The organism is Herbaspirillum sp. C7C2 (assembly GCF_022627865.1).
Lineage (GTDB): Bacteria > Pseudomonadota > Gammaproteobacteria > Burkholderiales > Burkholderiaceae_D > Herbaspirillum > Herbaspirillum frisingense.
On the sequence record NZ_JABXGI010000020.1, the window covers coordinates 64,441 to 82,138 of the forward strand.

Consider the following 17,698-nt stretch of genomic DNA (forward strand, 5'->3'; position numbering starts at 1 on the left):
CGCAGTGTACCGCGCCCGCCGCCTTCAGGCCATGCCGTTGCGGCCGTAGGTGCGAAAGCCTGGGCGCTCGGTCAGGCGTTCGAAATAAGCCGCCACCGCCGGCAAGGGCGCATGCTCGAAGGGTGTACCGAACCAGCGGTTCACCGACAGGCCGACCGCAATGTCGGCCAGCGTGAAGTCCGCTCCGGCAACGTAGCCGCCGCTGTGCTGCAACTGCTGTTCCAGCACCTGCATGAAACGGGTCCAGCCGGTGATGGAGGCCGCTACCTGTTGTGCATCACCATGCTCGGGCGACTTGCGGGCCAGGGCCATGAAGGCATAGCTCCAGCTGCGGTTGAGGTCGCTGGCCTGCCAGTCCAGCCATTGGTCGATGCGGGCGCGCTCGCGTGGCGCGGCCGGATAGAGCACGCTGCCGCCATGTTGCGCGGCCAGATAGCGCAGGATGCTATTGGATTCCCACAGCACGAAACCATCATCGTCGATCACCGGCACCATCGCATTGGGATTCATGGCCAGGAAGCCTGCTTCGCTGGTGGGACGAAAGCCGGCGCCCCAGTCTTCCCGCTCGAAGGCGATGCCCAGTTCGGCACAGGCCCACAGCACCTTGCGTACGTTGATGGAATTGTCGCGCCCGTAGATTTTCAGCATCGCTGCCCTCCCTGTTGTCAATCTGCCCAAGATTATCAGCACGGCGCACGGGGCGACATGTACAGTTGCCCGGCCGTATCGGCAGCCACTGTTGCGGGCGGCCAAGTGGCACGGTGCAAAGCACGCAACTGTACCGGGACGGCCAGGGGCCGGTCGCCGTACAATCATCATCCGACCGGCCCTCCATGGCGCTGCCCCGCGACGCGACGCCTTATCTCCATGTCCTCCTCCAATATCGCCAAACTGTTGTTGCTGGCCGCCATCTGGGGCACCAGCTTCATGCTCATGCGCATTGCCGCGCCCGTCTTCGGCCCCATGCTGACCACCTTCGGCCGCGCCTCGCTGGCCACGCTGTCGCTGCTGGCCTTTGCCCGCGTGCGCGGCGTTCCGCTGCAGTGGCGCAAGAACTGGCTGCCCTACCTGGTGATCGGCGTGTTCAATACCGCCCTGCCCTTCGCGCTGTTTGCGTGGTCGGCGCTGCACATTCCTTCCTCCTACATGGCGACGATGAATTCGCTGGCGCCGGTGTTTACGGCCATGTTCGGTTTCCTGCTGATGGGTGAGCGGCTCAGCCTGTTGCGCGGTGCCGCCTTCGTGCTGGGCCTGGTTGGCGTGGCGGTGCTGGTGGGCATCGGCCCGGCGCCGGCCGATTTCCTGGTCATCGCCGGGGTGCTGGCGGCCATGGGTGCGGCGGTCAGCTATGGCTTTGCCGCCACGTTTACGCGCATGCGCGCCGGTGGCATCTCCCCCATCGCCATGGCGACCGGCAGCCAGTTCGCCGCCGCCCTGTGCCTGCTGCCGCTGGCCGCACCGTCGGTGCCGCATGCGCTGGAGGCCGGCACCGCGCCGGCGCTGCTGGCTGTACTGGTGCTGGGCGTGGTCTGTACCGGGATTGCCTATGCGCTGTTCTTCCAGCTGATCGCCGCCGAGGGCGCGACCAAGGCCATCACCGTCACCTTCCTGGTGCCGATGACGGCGTCGCTGTGGGCCTGGCTGCTGCTGGATGAACCAGTGACCCTGGGCACCGTGGCCGGGATCGCCATCGTGCTGGTGGCAACCGCCACGGCGCTGCGCGCCAAGCCGGCGGCCAGCGTCAAGCCACCACAGGCCAAGGCCACCGTCTGAGGACAGGCCGACGGCTGTGGACAAGACAAAGGCGCTGCAGATTCTGCAGCGCCTTTTTGCTTGTGCGTATTTCCCGCGAGGTATTGACCGGCAGTCACCTGCCGGCCCGGGCTTACCAGCCGTAGCGGGCGCAGGCCTTGCGATAGGCCAGGCCGGCCAGGGCCACGTCTTCCAGGCCGATGCCGATGGCCTTGTAGATGACGATGTCCTCGGGCTTGCGCTGATAGGCCATGCTGCCGTCGACTGCCTGCGCCAGTTCCATCACCTCGGCCCAGTCGAACACGCCCGGCGCGCATTGCACCAGGTCGCCGGCTTCCTGCTGGGCCTGTGGTTTCCATTCGACAAAGAGGGCAGCGGCGCGGCCGATGGCCACGTCATCCAGCTCACGCACATTGGCCTTGGAAGCGCCGACGGCGGCCACGAAGGTACCGGGGCGCAACAGCTGGCCATCGAACAGGGGGGTGGCGGCGCGGGTCACTGTCACCAGCACGTCGGCCTGGGCAGCGGCCTCGTCGATTCCGACCGCGCGCGCCGGCACGCCCAGGGTACGGGTAACTTCCTCGGCCAGTTCCTGCTGGCCCGACTGGCCGGCGATCAGGACTTCCTTGAATGGGCGGACCTGCAGCAGCGCCGGGATGTGCGAGCGCGCCTGCACGCCGGTGCCGATCACGGCCAGCACCTGCGCATCCGGTCGCGCCAGCGCATCACAGGCCACGGCGGTGGCCGCTGCGGTACGCAGGCCGGTCATGGTGTCGCCCTCGATGGTGCACAACGGCGCCCCGGTCTCGGTGGAGAACAGCTGGATGACGAACTTGAACTGGCCCTTGATGGTGGTGTACACCTTGGCACCGGCGATGCCGGCGGCCGGAATGACCGCACCCATCATCGACAGCATCACGCCATTGGAAGCGCTGGTGCGCACGCGCCCCTGGTGGGCGCCTTCGGCGGCATGGGCGAAGGCTTCGCGCATGGAGGCGATGGCGTCTTCGGTGGTCAGCAGTTCGCTGATCTGCTGGTTGGTGAGAAATTTCATCGGTAGATCCTTGTGATGTTCAGGCGTGGGAGGTCCGGGCAGGGCAGGCTCACTGCGCGCCGTGCTCGGACTTGAGGTAATTCCAGATGCGGTCGATGTCGGGATTGGCGCCATCCAGGCGACGGTAGGCGCGGATATCCATCTCTTCGCACCACAGCCCCTGTTCCAGCGCCTCGCTGTCATTGGGCGCGATGGCCAGGGTCAGTTTGCCCTCGGCGATCTCGCGGGCCACCGCGCTGGCGGGCAGCCAGGCGATGCCGTGGCCTTCCACGGCCATGCTCTTCAAACCCTCGGCCAGGTCGGTCTCGAAACGGCGGAACAGATGCACGCGGCGTGGACTGGAATGCAGGGCCTTCTCGACGATGCGCGACAGCGACGAATACGGCGAATAGCTGAGGAAGGGTTGTGGATCATTGGGCGTGCCAGGGAGGACATATTTGGGCAGGCCGCTGGGCAGGGTTTTCACATAGGGGCGCAGCGGCTCCTTGCCCAGCGAGAGTACGGCGTAGCGCTCGGTATCGAGGGCGATGCCCTGCTGCCGGTGGTCGTAGCAGATCAGCAGGTCGCAGTTGCGCTCCACCAGCGCCATCACGGCATCGTGGACGTTGCCGGCCATCACGGTGGTGGAGATGGCGCCGATCTTCTTTTCGATCTCGGAGAGCAGCTTGGGGAAGACTGTCAGCAGCAGCGTATGCGGCATGGCGAAGCGCACCGCCGATTGCGCACCGGCCAGCTGGCCGCGCAGTACCAGCCTGGCCTGCATGGACTGGTTCAGCATTTCCTTGGCGATGGGCACGAAGGACTCGCCTGCCGGGGTCAGGGTACAGGGGTAGGAAGAACGATCGAACAGTTCGGCGCCCAGCCAGGTTTCCAGCGAGCGGATGCGGCGTCCGAAGGCCGGTTGCGTGACATTGCGCAACTTGGCCGAACGGCTGAAGTTGAGCGTGTCGACCACCGACAGAAAGTCTTCCACCCATTTGATTTCCATGCTTGCCACCCCTTTGGCATGCCGCGCCGGATGGGCGGCATGGTGTTTGCGCGCGCGTGGCGCGGTGTGCGCCGCATGCCATCGGCATCGCAGTCGCCCTCTCCCTTGGCGGCAACTATACCGAAACGGCACCGCCGACGTCCCATGCCATTTTGGCATAAGTCGCGCCGGGCGCCCGGTTGCGGCCGATCTGGATCTGTGACAGGCGATGGCGAAAGACGAGCCGGCAGCCGCCATGGGCGCTGGCGCTCAGGCGTTGGCTTGCAGTTCGGACAAGACTTCGTCGGCGCGGGCCAGACGTACACCGGCTGCCGACATGGCTTGCAGGAATTGCTGGTAGTGCGCCTCGAAGCCGGTCACGGGACTCATGCAGTCGGTGACCAGCACCAGGCGCATGCGAGCGGCCTCATCCAGCTGGGCCACGATGTGTTCGGTGGTGGCGCGCACGCAATGGCTGCCGGCCTCGCCGGTGATGTAGACGCGGTCAGCCTCGACCAGGCGGGCGATGAAGCCATGGTTGAGCTGGGTGGCGGGATCGTCGGCATCGGGGACTTCGGCCATCACCGCCGAATAATGCTCGGTCCAGGGATTGCTGCCCTTGCCGAGCTTGGTGACCTGGCCCAGGTGCGCATCTTCCCAGCGGTTGTAGGCGGCCCGCACATCGGCATGCACGGCGGCACCCCAACTGCCGATCTCGCAGTGGACCGGCCATATCATGAGGCGGTAGCGGCCGGCTGCTTCCAGCGCATCCAGGTAGGCCAGGCTGCGCGCCAGTGCCTGCGGGTCGCGCGGCCGGTAGAGGCCGGCGCGCACCTGGGCCGCCTCGATCTGGGTGAAGGGTGCGACCGGCGCGCCCTCGCTGCTCTGCCAGAAAGTGGGATGGGCGATGTCGAGGCGGTGGTGGGCGTCGAGGGTGATGCTGATGGCAGAGAGCCCGGCCCCGCCCTGGTCGATCAGCCCGGCCACGCGCTGCAGGTCGGCATGGCTGCCAGCCACGGGCAGCGCCGGACGTAGCAGGTCGCCGCTGATCGGGTCAGCCGGCAGGTAGCTGGCGGGGAGATCGCAGAAATCGTTTTGCGGATCGATGACAAGCAGATGGAAGTTGCGTTTCATGAGGGGCTCCGAAGGGCGGCAGGCAGTCACTGTCCCCAGAGTGTAGAACACTGCGCGCCAGGCGGCAGCCGCAACGAAAACGGCGCGCCGTTGAAGGCGCGCCGTTTTCGTCAGTAGCGAGGTTGTGTGGGCCCCTCAGGCACAACAGTTACCGTCGATATGTTCACAGCGCTCCTGGCGCCGGGCTTCACGACGGTGGCGCACGCGTTGCGAGACGCGGTACACGGCGCGCTGGGTCAACATCATGGACAGCGTGCTCAGGCTGAACTCTGCTGCAATCAGCAAACCGACCAGAGCGGCAAACTGCAGATAGATCCGTGGATAGAAGGACAGGCCACGCGAGAACACTTGCTGCAACATGATGATTTCCTCTTTGTTGTTGTACTTGCTCTAACTTGCTTTGACTTGCTTTGGCTTGCTTTGACTGCCTGCTTCAATCAGCCTGGCAGGCCAGCGAGGCGGGATGCGCGGTCATCGGATGAATCGGGATGACCTTGCATCCGCATGCCCTGCATCAGGCACCAGCGTAGGTCGAAGCAGCGGCACGACCGGCGGTCTGCACTTCGCTCTTGGCGGGACCGTTGCTGATCACCGGGAACACCGAGTCAGGCTGGTTGGCCAGGCCTTGTTGCTGGGCACGTGCCAGGTCGGCCTTGACTTCGGCACGGGTGGTGTGGGAAACGAAGGCTTGGTCAACCGGATACTGGGCTTCAGCGAAAGCGACGGACGAAGCGGACAGGGCCAGGACTGCTGCGATGATGGTCTTTGCGGACATGATGTTCTCCTTGGGTACAGTTAAGTTCAATCGGGTTAAATACAGTTTGGTGATGCACAGGCAATGTTGGGTACATGTTTCGGTGGAGCGAATGGGACACATGTGCCGCTCTCTAGAACTCCGTCGCCACCGCCTCGTTTGGGGCGTTGCGATGTCGTTCATCGATGGACTGAAGTCTACGGAAGAGCGGCGCGAAGAAAAACCATGCCAGAGAGAATTGAGTGTTCCGCGATCTGGAACAATCGTCAGGGACTATCGAAGCGATAGGTAATAGTCGCAACAGTAATAGTCTCTACCGCTACGCCGTCACGACGGTAGCGAGGGCCGCGCAGAGGACAGCGCCAGGCCGCTGCAGAGCGCAGGCAGACTGGTACGTCGCAGGCCAGGGGCCTGCACGCAGATGAAAACGTCGGGGACAGCCGCGTGAACAGGTCCTAGCGAGCCGAGCGATCCAGCTTCTGCTGCTCCAGCAGTTGTTCGGCCTCGGACAGGCCACCGGGCTTGAGCACGGTGCGGCCCTTGGCAGGCGCGCCATCCAGTGGTGCAGGAACAGTCTCCTGCTCAGGGGTGTGGCGCGGATCGGGATGATCCTCGAGGGCGTTATCGGGCTTGGTGGGATCGGCGGGATGCATGCTCATAATGGTCTCCTCATCGCTCAGGTCCACTGGCGCTGACTGGCGCGCAGCGGACGGGTGTATTCCTCGTGCTGACGTTGGGCCGGCCGCTCGCGCCTTTGCGCTGCGACGGCGGGTCGGGGCTGATCCTGGACGTCACCCGTGGAGGAAATCGTGCGCGCTACCGCGCCACGTCCCAGGGAGCGGCGCAGGCGCTGGCGCACCGGGTCGTCAGGGTGCTCTCCCATGCGCGCGAATTCTTCCTTCAGGCGGGATAGCTCGTCGTCGGACAGGTCTTCGGCATCCATCATCTGCTTGCGGGTCCCTTTGACGGCGCGGATCAATTCATCCAGCTTCAGCTGCGTCGCCTGGGCGTCGCGGTTCTGGGCGTTCTGGATCAGGAAGACCATCAGGAAGGTCACGATGGTGGTGCCGGTATTGATGAGCAGTTGCCAGGTGTCGGAGTAGTCGAACATCGGACCGGTGATGGCCCAGACTAGCACCACACCGAGCGCCAGGACGAAGGTCCAGGAACTGCCCACCGCATGCGCGCAGGCTTCGCTGAAATGATGGAAGGTTTCGGAAAGACCGGCATCGGCAGGCGTGGCCGATCCGGGGTGCTTGGTGGCTTTCATGATGCGCTGTCTCCTCCCGCAATCTCCTTGTTGTTGCGGCAAGGGGCGCGAAATCAGGAGTGCAAACTCAGGAGTGCAGACTGATGGCGCAGACCCATGCCGGGAATGAGCGAGAGTATCTCTGCGGTAGCCACCCACCGCAAAGCAGACAAGCGCCATCCCTGCTGTAGGAAAGCAGGCAGCCCAGCGCTCAGGCCACGTTCTTGTAGGGAATTGGACGGTCGGATTCCTCGGCCACGATCTGCATCTCGCCGATGCGGTTGCGCAATTCCTCCCAGGGATGCTGGGGCAGGCCGTCGCGCGCATGCTCGGACTGCACGCGGATGGCCAGCTCCTCGACATCTTCGGCCACGCGTTCCTGCCAGCGTCGTTCCAGCGCGATGAACAGCACGATGGCCGCCACCAGCCCGCCCATGCACAGCGCAAGCGCGGCATAGATGGCGTACTGCATGATGGAGTCGATCCAGTCCATGTGCGGCCTGTCCTCGTTTGGATGGGTGGGGGGTGAATATCGGGAATGGACGGATCTTAGGCGTGTAACTCGACGATGCCCATCAGGAAATGACTGAGTCGCCGTCCTGCCACAGGCCAAGCTCATCCGCAGGAACCGCCTCGCCAGCGGAAAGGTCTGCCGTCTTGCCGTCCAGCCTTCTGCTGTTGGCTCATTCCACCGGAGTCGCCCATGTCCGCCCCCTCGTCCGCACACGTCGGCAGCACGACCATTCCCGCCCGCCTCGACCGCCTGCCATGGTCGCGCTGGCACTGGCGCGTGGTCATTGCACTGGGCGTGGCCTGGGTCCTGGACGGGCTGGAAGTCACGCTGGTCGGCTCACTGGGCAGCGTCCTCGAACGCTCCGATACGCTGGGGCTGGATGCGGCGCAGGTCGGCTGGACCGGCTCGCTCTACATCGCCGGCACGGTGCTGGGGGCATTGCTGTTCGGGCGCCTGACCGACCGCCTGGGGCGCAAGCGCCTGTTCATGCTGACCCTGGCGCTGTACATGGCCGCCACGCTGGCGACCGCCTTCGCGCAGGACTTCCTGTTCCTGGCCCTGTGCCGCTTCGTCACCGGCCTGGGCATCGGCGGGGAATACGCGGCCATCAACTCGGCCATCGACGAACTGGTGCCGGCGCGGGTGCGCGGCCGCGTGAACCTGATCATCAATGCCAGCTTCTGGATCGGCGCGGCACTGGGCGCGGGCCTGTCGCTGGTGATCCTGGACCCGCGTGTACTGGGTGCGGCGCTGGGCTGGCGCGCCTGCTTCCTGCTGGGGGCGGTATTGGCGGTGGCCATCCTGCTGGTGCGCCGGCATGTGCCGGAAAGTCCGCGCTGGCTGCTCATGCATGGGCATCACGAGAAGGCCGAACAGGTGGTGCGGGAGATCGAGGCACAGGTCGCGGCTGAACACGGTCCATTGCCGGCGCCGCTGCCTGCCGATACCTCGCCGGCTGCCAGTACCGGTAGCGGCATGCTGTCCTGGCGCGAGATGGCGCAGGTGCTGCTGCATCGCTATCGCCAGCGCAGCCTCATGGTGGCGCTGATGATGGTGGCCCAGGCTTTTGTCTACAACGCCATCTTCTTCACCTATGCGTTGGTGTTGACGCGCTTCTTCCAGGTGCCGGACCACCGTGTGGCGCTCTACATCTTCCCCTTCGCGCTGGGCAATGTGCTGGGGCCGCTGGTGCTGGGCCATCTGTTCGACAGCATCGGCCGGCGTCGCATGATCGCCGCCACCTACCTGCTCTCCGGCGCCGGACTGGCGGCCACCGCCTGGGCCTTCCAGGCCGGCCTGCTCGATGCGCTCGGGCTGGCGCTGTGCTGGAGCGCGGTGTTCTTCGTGGCATCGGCGGCGGCCAGTTCGGCCTATCTCACGGCCAGCGAGGTATTCCCGCTGCGCATGCGGGCCATGGCCATTTCGATCTTCTATGCCATCGGGACCGGGGTGGGGGGATTCATCGCGCCGCTGCTGCTGGGCTGGCTCATCGCCAGCGGCGACCGTCATGCGGTAGCGGCGGGTTATGCGCTGGGCGCATGCCTGGCCCTGCTGGCGGGTGCCTGCGCGCTGCGCTGGGCGGTGGATGCGGAACGGCGCACGCTGGAAGACGTGGCGGAGTGGAAGGACTGATCTTCCCGCTAGGCCAGGACCTTCTCGGCGATGCCCGCTCCAAGGGGCGCCAGCAGGGCCTGCAATTCTTCTTCGCCGAACTTGATGGTGGTGGTGTCATCCCGCCCCAGCATGCCTTCGGCCAGGGCCGACTTGCGCGCCTGCAGCTCCAGCAGGCGCTCTTCGATACTGCCCTCGATGACCAGCTTGTAGACGAACACCTGGCGCGTCTGACCCAGTCGATGGGCGCGGGCAATGGCCTGCTCTTCCACGGCAGGATTCCACCAGGGATCGACCAGCACCACGGTATCGGCAGCGGTCAGGTTCAGGCCCACGCCGCCGACCTTCAGGCTCACCAGCATGAGCGGCACCTGTTGTGCCTGGAAGCGTTCAATCATGGCACCACGGGCAGCCGGTTCGGTGTCGCCGGTCAGCATCAGGCAGGGCAGCTGCAAGGCCTGCAGCTCGCTGTCGATGAGCCGCAGCATGCTGGTGAACTGCGAGAACACCAGGATGCTGCGCCCCTCGGCCACCAGCGCCGGCAGGGTATCGCGCAACCACTCGATCTTGGCGCGCTCCAGCCCCTGGGGCATGCGTCCCTGCTTGAGCAGGTAGGGGTCGCAGCAGACCTGGCGCAACTTCAACAGTGCATCCATCACGCTGACCTGCACACTGCCCAGGCCGCGCCGTTCCAGGGCGCGCCGCACCTGCTTGTCGGCGGCCACGCGCACGCTTTCGTAGAGCTCACGCTGGCGCCCCTGCAGTTGCAGGCGCTCGACGATCTCGATGCGGGCCGGCAATTCCTGCAGCACGTCTTCTTTGCGCCGGCGCAGGATGAAGGGGCGTACCCGCTGCGCCAGCAGTCGCGCGCGTACGGTCTGGCCCTGCTGTTCGATGGGCTTGCGCCACAGCCGCGCAAAGCTGCGCGCATCGCCGAGAAAGCCCGGCATCAGGAAATGGAACTGGCTCCACAGCTCACCCAGATGGTTTTCCAGCGGCGTGCCGGTCATGCAGAGACGATGGCGGGCATGCAGTCGGCGCGCGGCGGCGGCGCTACGGGCGCCGGCATTCTTGACGGTCTGGGCCTCGTCCAGCACCAGCAGGTGAAAACGCAAGGACAGCAGCGCATCCAGGTCGCGCCACAGCAAGGGGTAGGTGGTCAGCACCAGGTCGGCCTGGCCGGCGGCAATCGTGGCGACGTGGCGGGCGCGGTCGTCCCCGTGCAGCACCACCACGCGCAGTGCCGGCGCAATGCGCTGCGCCTCCTGCTGCCAGTTGAACAACAACGAGGTCGGTACCACTACCAGCGCCGGCAGGTCCAGGCGAGCGGCCTGCTGCTCGATCAGCAGGTGGGCCAGCACCTGGGCGGTCTTGCCCAGGCCCATGTCATCGGCCAGGATGCCGGCCAGGCCGTGCTCACGCAGGTATTGCATCCAGGCCACACCTTGCAGCTGGTAGCCGCGCAGGCGCAGACCCAGCCCCTCGGGTGCGGCCACCGGTAGGACGCTGCCGGCGGCGCGCAGGCGCTGCGCCAGTTGCAGCACGCCGGTCGCGCCGCTCATATGCCAGGGCTGGCCGCCATCGAGGGCCTGCAGCGCGCCATGCAGGCTGTCGAGGCGGTGCGCATCCCAGGGGGTCAGGCGCAGCGGACCGTCCTGGCGCTTGAGGTCGATCAGCAGATCGAGCAAGGCCAGCACCACCGCCTTGAGCGGACCGGCCATGGCATCGATGCGTCGCCCGCCGGGAGCGCGCAGGGAAATCACCGCATGCGGGTCCATGCGCTCGACCTGCTGCGCATCGGCCCAGCGCGGGTCGCGCCGCAGCAGGTCGGCCACCATCGGCGCCACATCCATGGATTGCCCATCGACGTCGATGCCGATGGACAGCAACCAGCGGCCGGTCGGATCCAGGCCATCGAAGACTTCGCTGGAAAAGGCACGGGGCAACAGGGGCGCGGCCACTTCGCGGCTGACGACTTCACCGGTGTCGGGGCTGACGATGATGCGCCAGGCGCTCACCGGCACGCTCTCGTGGGCGAAGCCGGGGCGCAGGCGCAAGACCCAGCCCATCTGTTGCAGGCGCGGCGCCTGGTCGGCCCAGAAGTCGCCGAAGAATTCTTCCTGCACCAGCGTCCAGAACGGGCCGGTGTCGTAAAGCGGATTGCTGGCGCGCCATTGCAGGGCATCTTCGCGCAGAGGCAAGAGGCCCATGTCGCGGATGGTCTCCAGCGCCAGTGCTTCGGCCTGGGGATCGCGCACGATGTGGGCCGGCGTGTAGCCGGCTTCGTCCTCGGCGTGACCTGTCGGCGCCGGCGTGCTCCAGCGCTGCGCCCCATCGCCATAGACCCAGTCGATCTGCGCCACCGTGACCAGGGCTCCACGTGGCCCGAACAGGCCATGGGCGCGCATGCCCAGCAGCCCCTCGCCACGGGTGAGGGACTGCAGGGTCAGGCGCGGATGGAAGGCACTGGGAGAAGGAGAAGGCGGACTGGGCATGCGACCAGGGAAGTTGGGCAAAGCGGCCATTGTAGGGCGCTTCGCGAGCAAGGTGCAGCAGGGGGGCAGGCGCGCGACAGGAAAGAGATGCGACCCGGGAAGACGGCAGGCCGCTTACTTGGCCGGCGGGGTGATGCAGAAGTCCAGCATGCCGAAGGGGGTACGCCCTTCGCCGGTGGCCCATACCCACACCGCCCAGCACAATAGGCCGCACACCAGCAACAGGGCCAGCACGATGTGCAGTCCGGAGGCTTTGCGCAAGACGTCTTCGACGCGGTCAAAGAGGGCGGTCATGGATGAGCTGGGAAATAAGGAAGTGGGACGAGTGAAGAAAGCTAACAACCAGCATTCTAGCCAAGGCCGACGGCCGATGTAATGGGACAAATTGACGCAGTGTCAGGCTGGCAATATCGGGAAACATTGACGCAGCCTGCTCTGCCTGCTCTGTTACCCTAGCGCACTTCCCCCACCCCAAGGCAGCCACACCATGACTACCGCCCTGCTCATCATCGATGTCCAGCACGCCCTGTGCACCGGTCCCGACGCCGTCGTCAACGGCGAGCTCACCATCGCCAACATCAACCTGCTGTCGCAGAAGGCGCGTGCCGCCGGGATGCCGGTGATCTTCGTGCAGCACGAGGACCAGGGTGCGTTGCTGCAGGGCAGCCCCGGTTGGCAACTGGCGTCGGGCCTGCAGCGGCATGCGACGGATTTGGACGTGCGCAAGCGTGGTTCGGATGCCTTCCATCACACCGGGCTGGAAGCGCTGCTGCGCTCGCTGGGTGTGACGCAACTGGTGGTGTGCGGCATGCAGACCGAATTCTGCGTGGAATCCACGGTACGGCGCGCGCTGGCGCTGGGTTTTCCGGTGACGCTGGTGGCCGATGGTCACACCACCGCGCCCAACGGCGTGCTGTCGGTGGCCGACGTGGTGGCGCATCACCACGCCACGCTGTCCAACCTGGGGGCCTATGGCGTACGCACCACCATCAAGCCGGTGGCCGAGATCGCCTTCTGATCGCGGTGACGCCCTCAGAAGCGCTGCGCGCTGAAGGGTGACAGGTCGATCTCGGGGGCTTGCCCGGTCAGCAACTGGGCGACGATGCGACCGGTGCGGGCCGAGCAGCCCAGTCCGATATGGCCGTGACCATAGGCATGGATGATGTCGTGGCTGGCACTGGCGTGGCCGATGCAGGGCATGCCATCGGGCGTACTGGGACGCCGGCCCAGCCAGAATTGCACATCCTGCGCAGCCAGCGTGCGGGGCAGGCCGGGGAAGAGCTTGAGGGCGATGTCGCGCATGATCTCGCCGCGGCGCCAGTCCGGCGCAGCTTCGAAGGAAGCGAATTCCACCTGGCCGGCGATGCGCAGGCCGGTTTCCATCTGGGTGGCGATGACCTTGAATTCGGACACCATCATCGGCGTGCGGGCAGTGGCCTGCAGTTGCTGGCCACGGATCACGGCGTGGTAACCCCGCTCGCTCTCCAGTTGCACGCGGTCACCGGCCTGGGCGGCCAGGGCCTTGGAGCGCGCGCCGGCAGCGATCACGGCGGCATCGCAGGCGATCTCGCCCTGTTCGGTCAGTACCGCCTTCAGGCGCCCCTGTTCGACCCGGAAGCCGCTGGCGCGGCCGCTGATGCGGGTGGCGCCGCGGGCCAGCACATAGGCTTGCAGCGCCTGCATGTAGGCGCCAGGATTCTTGCAGTGACCGGCCTCGTCCACATGGACTGCGAAAGCGAAGGCCGGATCGAGATCGGGCTCGCGGCGACGCAGGCTCTCGCCTTCCAGCTCCTGCCAGGTGATGCCCAGTTCGCGCCGCACGCCCCAGCCGAAGGCGTCGTTGTCGAAGTGCCGGCGCGAGCGATAGACGTGCAAGACGCCCGAGGTATCGATCAGGTGGGCCACGCCGGCACGGCGCGCCACCTCCAGGTGCAGGTTGCGGGCATCGGCCACCAGCGTACGCAGGGCGCGGGCGGTGGTGCGGATGCGATCACGCCGGGCGCTGGCCAGGTTGCGCAGCAGCCAGGGCGTCAGACGGGGCAGATAGCGCCAGCGGATCGACAACGGGCCCAGCGGGTCCTTCAGATAGCCCGGTACTTTTTTCCACATGCCCGGCTCCACCGGGGGAATCACCGAATGCGAGGACAGCCAGCCGGCATTGCCGTAGCTGGAGGCTTCTTCGCTACCGGCCTCGTTGAAGTCCAGCAGGCTGACCTGCAGGCCCTCGTCCAGTGCATGGATGGCGCTCATGAGCCCCACGGCACCGGTGCCGATGACGACGACGTGGCGGGGAAAGACAATTTCCTGAGAGGTGGACATGGGCGGATGTGCGGAATAAAGCAGCATGATACGAGAACTTGCCGACGGATGTCTGATAGACGTCGCGGTCAGCATTGATCAGGTCCGGCAGACCGATCCGGATCAAGGCGGGCTGGATTGACCCGCTGCACGGCGCCGCCTAAGATCGGCATCCGGCATTCCCTTCGGCCACCCTCATCACCATCCACAGGAGAACGAGCATGATCGACCACACTGGCGTCATCGTCAGCGATTTCGAGAAGAGCAAGGCTTTCTACCAGGCGGCACTGGCCCCCATCGGTTACACCCTGGTGATGGAATTGTCGGCAGCGGTGACCGGCCATACCGATGTGGCGGGCTTTGGCGAGAACGGCAAACCCGACTTCTGGATCAGTCGCGGCACGCCCAACCAGCCGCCGCTGCATATCGCCTTCCGCGCCGAGACCCGTGCTCCGGTGGAGGCCTTCCACGCGGCAGCACTGGCCCAGGGCGGGCGCGACAACGGCGGCCCGGGCATTCGCGCCCATTACCATCCGAATTACTACGGCGCCTTTGTCCTCGATCCGGACGGACACAACATCGAAGTCGTCTGCCATTGCCCGGCCTGAAACAGACGCGGCACTGTTGCGCTTGACAGCATCACCGGAGCGGCGGAGGCTGGCATGCGCCGGCCCCGTTGCCGCCCGCAGCCCGTCACCATCCATCCGCCAGCCCGAGGAGACCCGCATGAGCCAGCCCCATACCGTCAAGATCTTCCGCGTCCTGCGGGCCAAGCCGGAGCGCGTCTATCGCGCCTTTCTGGATCCCGATGCCATGGTGAAATGGCTGCCGCCCCATGGCTTCACCGGCAAGGTGCATCACATGGATGCACGGGTCGGTGGCTCGCACAAGATGTCGTTCACCAATTTCAGCACCGGGCAGTCGCACGCCTTCGGCGGTACCTATGTGGAGCTGGTACCGCATGAGCGCATCGTCTACACCGACAAGTTCGACGATCCCAATCTGCCGGGCGAGATGAAGGTCACCATCAGCATCGCCGCCAACCTGGTGGGCAGCGAACTGACGGTGGTGCAACAGGGCATACCGCCGTCGATCCCGCTGGAATTCTGCTACGCAGGCTGGCAGGAATCATTGCAGCTGCTGGCGCAACTGGTCGACCCGGAAATCCCGGACGGCGCCTGACGTCGCTGCGTCATTGCCCCTGCGCAGCGGCTTCGTTGTAACGCAGCGTGCGTGGCTGGTAGGGCTGGCCGTTGATGCGCCGCAACTGGTGGAAGTGGGCACTGACGAAGCGCTCGCTGAGGATGTCGTGGCGGGCGTCGTAATAGACCGAATCCACACCCAGCAGGCCTAATACCGTGTGTTCCATCTGGTCGGTCTGGTAGGGACGGTATTCGAGCTGGGCTTTTTCTTCCGGGCTCTTGCCGGTGAAGGAGCGGGTCCACGCCAGCATCGGGATCTCATAGCCGGTGGCATCGGCCACCGACTGGCCGGCGTGGTTGCGGGTGTGGCCGACCTCCTGCGCATGGTCGGAGCTGAAGAGCAGGCTGGCATTGTCTTCGCGGGCATCGTTCATGGTCAGCCTGAGCATGCTGCCGACCACGTAGTCATTGTAGGCGATGGCGTTGTCGTATTCGTTGCGCAATTGCCTTATCCAGGCCGAGCGGTCGGCGTTCTCCAGCCGTTCGGCCACGCTGTCGCGCAGGCTGTCGAAGCGGGCGTACTGGCTGGGATAGCGCATGTCGTAGGTGGGATGGGCGCCCAGCAGGTGCACCACGATCAGCTTCTTCGGGGCCGGGTCCTGCAAGGCGGCTTCCAGGGCCGGCAAGAGGTTGCCGTCGAAATTGTTTTCCCCGCGCCCGGCCCCCTTGTTGATGAAGACCTGATGATCGGCGCGGCGCGAGACCAGCCCCAGCCAGCCGTCATTGGGTGGCTGATTGGATAGCCAGTGGATGCGGAAGCCGGCCTCGCGCGCCAGCATCAGCACGTCCGGCTTGCGGTTCCAGGCCTGCGGGTCGTTCAGGTCGGCCGGGGTCAGCATCTTCATCAGCGAGGCCATGGTGGCAGGCTCCGAGGAGACCACGTCACGGAACACGATCAGGTCCTTGCGCATGGCCTCCAGCGTGGGCGAGGTCGCACGCTCATAGCCATACAGCGACATGTTGGCGCGGTTGAGGCTCTCGCCGATCACCCACACCACGGTGTTGCGTTCGGGACCGTGGTAACGCACCTGCCACTCCGACTTTTGCGCCATGTTGCGCGCCACGTTCTCTTCCATGCTGGCGGCCTGGGCCATCTGGTCGCGGTAATCCAGATAACGGATGGGCCAGAACAGCAAGGGATTTTCCTTGGCCATGGTCGGGTTGAAATGCAGCGCGATGAAGATCGCCAGCAGACTGCCGACCCCAGCCACACCCCGCCAGCGCCAGACCGGGGCCGGCTGGCCCGCCTCGCTGCGGCGCAGGCGGCGCTCGGCCAGCCAGACAGCACCCCACGTCAGCCACAGCAGGCCGGCTGCCTCGGCCACGTCACGCCCGTTGTGGCGGAAGAACTCGCTGCTCTCGGCGGGGTTGGTATTGAAGATGGCCTGCAGCACCAGTACCGGATTGGGGCGCAGCCCGAAGTAGTCGCGCAGGAAGCCCTTGATGGCGGCATCCAGCAAGAACAGGCCGATGATGCCCAGGCTTGCCGCCGAGAACCAGCCGGGCCGACGCCGCAAAACGGGGATCGCCAGGAACAGGCCGGCGATCCCCGGCAAGGCCGTGGCCATGAGCACGCTGCTCTTGGCCAGCTCGTTGGCGCTGATGCGACCCAGCGCCCAGAACACCGCCAGGCCGGCCAGGCCCAGCAACAGTCGTTTGAGCAGTTTGTTCAATGCTGTCTTTCCGCCGCCCAGTCGGCAATATGGCTGTCATCGGGAAATGGATTGCGGCACCGGCGCTCCCCTGCGCCGGCCACCGGTGCAGGGGAGCGCCGGTGCCGCCATGGTGGCCTGTCACATCCTTCACGTTTCACACACGCAGTCTGCGCGATAGGACAAGCTCAGCGATAATTTGTTTCCAGGCCGCGAGGATAACATTGCATAGCAGGCACCCGCGTCCGGTGCAGATTTTCCAGCGACCTCCCCCTATCGAAAGGAACACCATGCGTACCCTCCTCCATCGCCTCTGCGTCGCGCTCATCGGTCTGTCGGCCTGCGTGGCCGCCCTGTCGCCGGCCTCGGCCCAGGGCGTCTACGACGACTGGTCTTCGGTCAAGGCGCCGGCTGCGCCGGCACTGTCGCACATCACCGTAGACCCTTCCACCACCGCCCTGCTGGTGCTGGACCTGGCGCGCCAGACCTGCCATCCCGATACCCGTCCGCGCTGCGTGGCCATGCTGCCACGGGTAGCCAAGATGCTGGCGCTGGCGCGGGAGAAGAAGATCACCGTGATCCACACCCTGGGGGGTGCCAGCACACCGGCCGATGTCTGGCCCGAGGCGGCCATGCAGGCGGACGAGCCGCTGTTCAAGTCCGGCCCCGACAAGTTCCTCAATACCGACCTGGAAAAGACCTTGCGTGACAAGGGCATCAAGACCGTCATCTGCATCGGTGCCGCAGCCCATGGGGCGGTACTGCATACGGCCTCCAGCGCGGCGCTGCGTGGCTTCGACGTGGTGGTGCCGGTTGACCTGATGGCCTCCGACACCCCCTATGCCGAGCAATATGCGGCCTGGCACCTGGTCAATGCGCCGCGCCTGGGCGAGCGCGTGAAACTGACCCAACTGAGCTGGATCAACTAGGCGAAAAAAATGGTTCTTCGAAGAATTCCGTGGACTGATTTTCTGAGTTTTGTATCCTGACGGCTTATTGGATAGTCGTCAGGAGGC

General features: G+C 65.7%; 19 protein-coding genes. 6 read left to right on the forward strand and 13 right to left on the reverse strand.

Annotated elements, in window-relative coordinates; genetic code table 11:
- Window positions 1-24: 24 nt before the first annotated feature.
- Window positions 25-648: a glutathione S-transferase family protein gene (locus HWE04_RS20065; RefSeq protein ID WP_241813504.1), complete on the reverse strand. Its 624-nt coding sequence runs from the start codon at window positions 646-648 to the stop codon at window positions 25-27.
- 219 nt (window positions 649-867) lie between these two features.
- Between HWE04_RS20065 and HWE04_RS20070 the strand changes: the two genes are divergently transcribed.
- Window positions 868-1,773, forward strand: a complete 906-nt coding sequence (locus tag HWE04_RS20070) for a DMT family transporter (protein ID WP_102662834.1) — start codon at window positions 868-870, stop codon at window positions 1,771-1,773.
- A 112-nt stretch (window positions 1,774-1,885) separates the two neighbouring features.
- On the opposite strand, the gene HWE04_RS20075 is transcribed toward HWE04_RS20070, so the two are convergent.
- From HWE04_RS20075 to HWE04_RS20110, 8 genes are all read right to left on the reverse strand, one after another.
- The gene (locus tag HWE04_RS20075) at window positions 1,886-2,806 is read right to left on the reverse strand and encodes an ornithine cyclodeaminase family protein (RefSeq protein ID WP_241813505.1); all 921 of its coding nucleotides are present in this window, start codon (window positions 2,804-2,806) and stop codon (window positions 1,886-1,888) included.
- A gap of 49 nt (window positions 2,807-2,855) precedes the next feature.
- On the reverse strand, window positions 2,856-3,794 hold the full coding sequence (locus tag HWE04_RS20080) for a LysR family transcriptional regulator (RefSeq protein ID WP_006461207.1): 939 nt from the start codon (window positions 3,792-3,794) through the stop codon (window positions 2,856-2,858).
- 249 nt (window positions 3,795-4,043) lie between these two features.
- A complete protein-coding gene (locus HWE04_RS20085) occupies window positions 4,044-4,907 on the reverse strand; it encodes a cysteine hydrolase (RefSeq protein ID WP_241813506.1) in 864 nt (287 codons plus the stop codon).
- A gap of 135 nt (window positions 4,908-5,042) precedes the next feature.
- Entirely contained in the window at window positions 5,043-5,267 is a 225-nt protein-coding gene (locus HWE04_RS20090) for a hypothetical protein (protein ID WP_006461205.1), read from the reverse strand.
- 154 nt (window positions 5,268-5,421) lie between these two features.
- Window positions 5,422-5,682, reverse strand: coding sequence for a DUF4148 domain-containing protein (locus tag HWE04_RS20095; protein WP_006461204.1), 261 nt, complete (start codon window positions 5,680-5,682; stop codon window positions 5,422-5,424).
- Window positions 5,683-6,116: 434 nt separating this feature from the next.
- Window positions 6,117-6,320 carry a hypothetical protein gene (locus HWE04_RS20100; RefSeq protein ID WP_146012837.1) on the reverse strand — a complete coding sequence of 68 codons (204 nt, stop codon included), beginning with the start codon at window positions 6,318-6,320 and terminating at the stop codon, window positions 6,117-6,119.
- Window positions 6,321-6,337: 17 nt separating this feature from the next.
- The gene (locus HWE04_RS20105) at window positions 6,338-6,931 is read right to left on the reverse strand and encodes a low affinity iron permease family protein (protein WP_241813507.1); all 594 of its coding nucleotides are present in this window, start codon (window positions 6,929-6,931) and stop codon (window positions 6,338-6,340) included.
- Window positions 6,932-7,121: 190 nt separating this feature from the next.
- A complete protein-coding gene (locus tag HWE04_RS20110) occupies window positions 7,122-7,403 on the reverse strand; it encodes a hypothetical protein (RefSeq protein WP_241813508.1) in 282 nt (93 codons plus the stop codon).
- A gap of 210 nt (window positions 7,404-7,613) precedes the next feature.
- Here HWE04_RS20110 and HWE04_RS20115 point away from each other — a divergent pair, with 210 nt between their 5' ends.
- On the forward strand, window positions 7,614-9,056 hold the full coding sequence (locus tag HWE04_RS20115; RefSeq protein ID WP_241813509.1) for an MFS transporter: 1,443 nt from the start codon (window positions 7,614-7,616) through the stop codon (window positions 9,054-9,056).
- Window positions 9,057-9,064: 8 nt separating this feature from the next.
- Here HWE04_RS20115 and HWE04_RS20120 read toward each other — a convergent pair whose 3' ends face one another.
- Window positions 9,065-11,560, reverse strand: coding sequence for a DEAD/DEAH box helicase (locus tag HWE04_RS20120; RefSeq protein WP_241813510.1), 2,496 nt, complete (start codon window positions 11,558-11,560; stop codon window positions 9,065-9,067).
- Window positions 11,561-11,644: 84 nt separating this feature from the next.
- Complete coding sequence (locus tag HWE04_RS20125) at window positions 11,645-11,824, reverse strand: hypothetical protein (protein WP_039873725.1); 180 nt, start codon at window positions 11,822-11,824, stop codon at window positions 11,645-11,647.
- Between the two features lie 193 nt (window positions 11,825-12,017).
- Between HWE04_RS20125 and HWE04_RS20130 the strand changes: the two genes are divergently transcribed.
- A complete protein-coding gene (locus tag HWE04_RS20130) occupies window positions 12,018-12,548 on the forward strand; it encodes a cysteine hydrolase family protein (RefSeq protein WP_241813511.1) in 531 nt (176 codons plus the stop codon).
- A gap of 14 nt (window positions 12,549-12,562) precedes the next feature.
- Here HWE04_RS20130 and HWE04_RS20135 read toward each other — a convergent pair whose 3' ends face one another.
- Entirely contained in the window at window positions 12,563-13,849 is a 1,287-nt protein-coding gene (locus HWE04_RS20135) for an NAD(P)/FAD-dependent oxidoreductase (protein WP_241813512.1), read from the reverse strand.
- Between the two features lie 200 nt (window positions 13,850-14,049).
- On the opposite strand from HWE04_RS20135, the gene HWE04_RS20140 reads away from it, so the two are divergent.
- The gene (locus HWE04_RS20140) at window positions 14,050-14,436 is read left to right on the forward strand and encodes a VOC family protein (protein WP_234295005.1); all 387 of its coding nucleotides are present in this window, start codon (window positions 14,050-14,052) and stop codon (window positions 14,434-14,436) included.
- Between the two features lie 118 nt (window positions 14,437-14,554).
- A complete protein-coding gene (locus HWE04_RS20145) occupies window positions 14,555-15,010 on the forward strand; it encodes an SRPBCC family protein (protein WP_006461196.1) in 456 nt (151 codons plus the stop codon).
- A 10-nt stretch (window positions 15,011-15,020) separates the two neighbouring features.
- On the opposite strand, the gene HWE04_RS20150 is transcribed toward HWE04_RS20145, so the two are convergent.
- Window positions 15,021-16,703 carry a phosphoethanolamine transferase gene (locus HWE04_RS20150; protein ID WP_241813513.1) on the reverse strand — a complete coding sequence of 561 codons (1,683 nt, stop codon included), beginning with the start codon at window positions 16,701-16,703 and terminating at the stop codon, window positions 15,021-15,023.
- Between the two features lie 269 nt (window positions 16,704-16,972).
- On the opposite strand from HWE04_RS20150, the gene HWE04_RS20155 reads away from it, so the two are divergent.
- Window positions 16,973-17,611, forward strand: coding sequence for a cysteine hydrolase family protein (locus HWE04_RS20155; RefSeq protein ID WP_241813514.1), 639 nt, complete (start codon window positions 16,973-16,975; stop codon window positions 17,609-17,611).
- The last annotated feature ends 87 nt before the right edge of the window (window positions 17,612-17,698 follow it).